This window comes from Parabacteroides leei, from assembly GCF_023369805.1.
In the GTDB taxonomy this organism is placed as follows: Bacteria; Bacteroidota; Bacteroidia; order Bacteroidales; family Tannerellaceae; genus Parabacteroides; species Parabacteroides leei.
In genome coordinates, this window is sequence record NZ_JAMBQG010000040.1 from 1 (window position 1) to 4,751 (window position 4,751).

Here is a 4,751-nt window from a genome sequence, read left to right on the forward strand (position 1 = left end):
CCATATGGAACTGGGGACTGATTTTTAATCAGTTTTTGACTATATTTGAAAACCGAATCCGGGTTTAAACCCGGATTCGGTTCCTGTAGTTTTGAATTTACACAAAATTGTGGATAGTCCCATTTTTTTTATGCTTTTCGTCCTGAAAAATTGTACTGGTGGTTTTACCAATTATATGTAGGTCGTATTTAAACAAATGGGAAGGAAGTAAAATACCTCTCCCACTTGTTTAGAAGCAATCTTTTATATATCAGGAAAATTATGTTTGATTGCAGAACTTCGAGGTCCTAAACGTTTCCTTGTATAATGTTCAGTAGTTGTTATATTTTTATGTCGAAGATGACGAGAAATTTCATACATGTTAACTCCTGCATTGGATAATTCTTGGGCTCCAGAATGCTTCCAGCTATATAATTTAACGTCTTTAGGCAAATTCAAACGGTCGCGAAATTTATTGAAACGTAATCGCAAACTATTTTTACTTAACGCTTCAGGTCCAGGTATGCCTCCCCTACCGAATACGTAATAATCCTGAATTGACATATCAATATCATACTTAATTAACCAATCATATAACGCATCTGGCATTTGTATAGCTTCTGTCCTCCCATTCTTAGCATGATAATTTCTGATAGTTATGACCTTTGTATCAAAGTCAATGTCCTTAACTTTCAAAAAACGCATTTCATTTCCAGGACGGATCGCCGCATAATATTGCATCAGGCAACATAACCATAATTGAGGGTCCTCCTTTTCTATCTCTCTCTGCAAACGCTTCCGATATCTTTCAGGTAAACCGGCAGCTGCCTCGTCTTTTAGTATTCCAACACGAGGAATGTTTGTCACAGGGTTCTCTTTTATAACTTTCTTACGAGTCCGGAGGTATTCGAAAAATGTATACAAAATCTGTTGATATTTTTCCATCGTAAGACGAGATAATTTTTTCTTTTCTGCAATATGCTTCATGAATGAAACAATTACCCCATTGTCAATAAGCTGCACTATTTCATTTTCTTTCCCTACTTCTTTAAGGTATAAATTAAACAGACGAAACTTCGATACATAGGTTTGGTATGTTTTAGGAGTAACCTCAGAATTTTTTTCCGTCAAAAATTCTGACATATACATACTTGTAGAAGATGCCTTATGCTGTATTCGTGAAAACAGATTTGCCTCGTTGCAATACATTAACTTATCTTCATACAAAACCTTTGGACGAACATAAGGTGTCCATCCTTTTTTCAGCTTATCAGTAAACTCATTAACCAATCGCTGCCCCAATTCTTTTTTAGCATGTTCATTTTCACAATCATCAAAACCCTCATATATCCGAAAACGAGTCATCTTATCTGTTTCCGGATCTCTTACACTATACTGAACATACCACTTACCGCTTTTAGCCACCTTCACCTCTGGAAGAATAACCATTGATTTCCTTCTTGACATAATCTTACATTTTACAGGTTGCTGCGACACAAACACAATACATAATGTAATATACATTCAAAAGAAAATACGATATACATTTAAAACAAACAAACACACTGATTATCAGTGCGCTTGTTTCAATCCGTGGAGATGGAGAGATTCGAACTCTCGTCCAAACGAGGAACTAATCTGCTTTCTACATGTTTATCTTCGCCTTCGATTGTCGGGATCAAGCAAGACCGAAGCCACCCACTTAATCCTTATCCTCTTAATTTTCGCCTGAGACCCGAGGCTCATTTCAGACTATCTCCGATATTGCTGCACCACCTGATCGGAAAGCTTCGGAGCCACAGCATCCGGGTGATGTCACGTCCCCGCAACTTTTGCAGGGATTAAGCTTGAATCTACTATACTTCGATTAAGCAGCGTAAGCGTAATTGTTTTCGCCAGTTAATTGTTCGTTGTCTGAGATTTAAGTGCAAGCCAACCACGCACTACATGCTTACAAACCACTTCTACCCGCTGTCTAAACCGGTCATCCCCATGATTTGTGAGTACAAAGATACAAAGAATCTCTGTATCCCCGTACTCTATTTAGTTTTTTTATTCTATCACGCCTAATTCACGGAACCAGTCTTCTGCTCTGTCCGGCCATTCATTCACTGCAACTCCCGTATCTCTCAGGCCATAACCATGTCCTCCTTTACTATATAAATGCATCCGTGCAGGAATACCCGCCTCCTTCAATGCATAATAATAAAAAAGACTACTATTGATATACGATTTATCGTCCTCTGTCTGAACAAGCATGGTCGGAGGTGTAGCTGCACTCACTTTAAGCTCTGGAGCCAGCTTGAAGTTTTCACCATCCAGGTAAGCCGGATAAACCAAAAGACAGAAATCCGGACGGCAACTGACCTTATCGGCTGCATCCACCGCCGGATAGGTACGTTTATCAAAGTTATTACTTGCCATTGCCGAAAGATGTCCACCGGCAGAAAATCCCATAACTCCTATACGCTGCGGATCGATATTCATTCCTTCTGCATGAGCCCTGACATAACCGATTGCACGTTGAAGATCCTGTAAAGGGGCTGTATGCTTTTCCAAACCTTCCCGGCGGGGAACACGATATTTTAGCAATACTGCGGTTATACCGAGGTTGTTCAACCATTCACAAACTTCATCCCCCTCCAGGTCGTAAGCCAGGATATTATATCCACCACCAGGACAAACAACCATAGCCGCACCTGTTGCAACTTCATCCGGAGCCGGATAAACGGTGATTGTGGGTTCACTTACATTGGTTATACGTAATACAGTTTCACCTCCTGTTTTCCCTCCATCGTTATCTGCTTTCTCTATCAGCTGGGTTGTCTCACCTGGTGCTCCTTTCGGAAACAACAGGATCGGATTTTCTTGTGCCATAACTGATCCAATTACACAACTTACTCCTACAAGCAGGAATATCCATTTTCTGATCATACACTATGCAGTTTAAAGAATTTATAAGAATCATATTTTTTGAGGGAAATTGGGACTATATAGTATAGTCTTTCCCAAAGTAACTAATTCGCCATTCTTCACATAATCATCTCCACGCTCTGAAAGGTGGTCAACCATCGCTTTACGGAACTCCTTCAGTTGTTTGGCATAAGCCTTTTTCCCTGAACAATCCATCAATTCGCCCGGATCTTTTTTCAAATCGAATAATTGCTCTTCTCCATTATGAAAATTCCATATATATTTCAACTTTCCATCTGTCAGTGCACACCAGTAATTGTCGGCACTATAACAGGTGGCATGTTCCAGATCAATGTATTTACGCCATTCATCCGAATGCCCCTGTACCAGTTTCAACAACGAGCTTCCATCCATATCGGGAGGAACGGTTCCTCCAGCCAAGTCTATAAAGGTAGGAAGAAAATCGCGAAGTTCAACCGGTTGTTCTATTTTCACACCATTCGGAACTGCCTTTTTAACAAATGACGGCCATTTCACAACATAAGGAATATGGGCAGAACCTTCATAAGGATATGTTTTTCTCCAATGATAATGATCGCCCAGCATATCACCATGATCGGCCGTAAAGCAAATAATCGCATCATCATACATTCCTTTCTCTTTCAATGCTGCAATTATCTTTCCTATTTGATCATCAATAAAAGTAATATTCGCATAATAATGTCTCCTGGAATTCACGGCATAGTCGTCACCAAAATTCCCGAACGGAGCATCCGAAGCCACTTTTTCCGGATCCAGGCGTTCTGCATACTTACCACACCAATCACCAATGACAGGTTTAGGGATATCAGCATCTTTATACATATCCAAATAACGTTTCGGTGGATCGTAAGGACTATGAGGACGTGCAAACGACACTTTCATAAATAATGGTTTATCATTATTATAATTGCGGATCAGTTCACAGGCAGTCTGTCCCGTCCAGGTAGTCGGATGCAATTTCTCATCCAGTTTATAAATACCTGCCCCATGATCATTCCAACCGATACCCGTCAAATCCGGATTTTGTCCGGGAGCATTCAGTTGAAACCATTCACGGTAATCGCTGACAAAGTCTTTTGATTCGATTCTTCCGCTTTCATCTATCAATGTAGCATGGAAACCATGAAGTGCTTTTTGAGGGAACCAGTGCATCTTTCCTATACCAAAAGTAAAATAGCCCAGATTACGAAGCATCTGCGGCATTTCATATTTATATTGTTCAGCCATTCGCCCATATCCCAGCATACCGTGATGCCAAGGGGATAAGCCCGTTAATAAACCGGCACGTCCGGGAGTACTACTGGGAGCCGATGAATAACCACTTACAAATAAAGTTCCTTCTTCTGCCAACTTATCAATATTCGGAGAAATAACAGCCTTATTCCCCATACAACCCAAAGCATCCCCACGATGCTGATCAGTCATGATAAAAATGACATGAGGCTTCTTTTTCGTTTCTTTTTGCTCCTGAGAAAATATTGCAGACCGTACAGAATGGTTGACTCCAACACCCGCACCAGCCAAAAGTGATGATTTAAGAAAAGTTCTTCTTTTCATAATATATTTTTCTATGAATACAGATTTAGATAGCGAAGATATATATCTTATTTGATTCGTGCAAAGAGAAGTTGATTAATATTAATACCAAAAACAATGGTTTGCATAGAACAAAAAAAGGAGTCAGTTCTTACGAACTAACTCCTTTCTAGCATTCAGTCTTTCGACCTGACAAAAACGGCGGTTATCTACTCTCCCACTTTTACGCAGTACCATCGACGTGGTTGGGCTTAACTTCTCTGTTCGGAATGGGAAGAGGT

General features: G+C 40.1%; 3 protein-coding genes, 1 rRNA gene and 1 other RNA gene. All 5 read right to left on the reverse strand.

Annotated elements, in window-relative coordinates; translation table 11 throughout:
• Positions 1-243: 243 nt before the first annotated feature.
• Positions 244-1,446 carry a tyrosine-type recombinase/integrase gene (locus M1P97_RS26065; RefSeq protein ID WP_249390613.1) on the reverse strand — a complete coding sequence of 401 codons (1,203 nt, stop codon included), beginning with the start codon at positions 1,444-1,446 and terminating at the stop codon, positions 244-246.
• 124 nt (positions 1,447-1,570) lie between these two features.
• Positions 1,571-1,971, reverse strand: a transfer-messenger RNA (tmRNA) gene (gene ssrA / locus M1P97_RS26070).
• 60 nt (positions 1,972-2,031) lie between these two features.
• Positions 2,032-2,913, reverse strand: coding sequence for an alpha/beta hydrolase (locus tag M1P97_RS26075; RefSeq protein WP_195374968.1), 882 nt, complete (start codon positions 2,911-2,913; stop codon positions 2,032-2,034).
• 30 nt (positions 2,914-2,943) lie between these two features.
• Positions 2,944-4,491 carry an arylsulfatase gene (locus M1P97_RS26080; RefSeq protein WP_195374969.1) on the reverse strand — a complete coding sequence of 516 codons (1,548 nt, stop codon included), beginning with the start codon at positions 4,489-4,491 and terminating at the stop codon, positions 2,944-2,946.
• 175 nt (positions 4,492-4,666) lie between these two features.
• Positions 4,667-4,751, reverse strand: a 5S ribosomal RNA gene (rrf, locus tag M1P97_RS26085); the annotation flags it as partial.

Coding starts and splice junctions, on each gene's coding strand:
- M1P97_RS26065 (WP_249390613.1), bottom strand. CDS start 1,446: ATGTCAAGAAGGAAATCAATGGTTATTCTTCCAGAGGTGAAGGTGGCT.
- M1P97_RS26075 (WP_195374968.1), bottom strand. CDS start 2,913: ATGATCAGAAAATGGATATTCCTGCTTGTAGGAGTAAGTTGTGTAATT.
- M1P97_RS26080 (WP_195374969.1), bottom strand. CDS start 4,491: ATGAAAAGAAGAACTTTTCTTAAATCATCACTTTTGGCTGGTGCGGGT.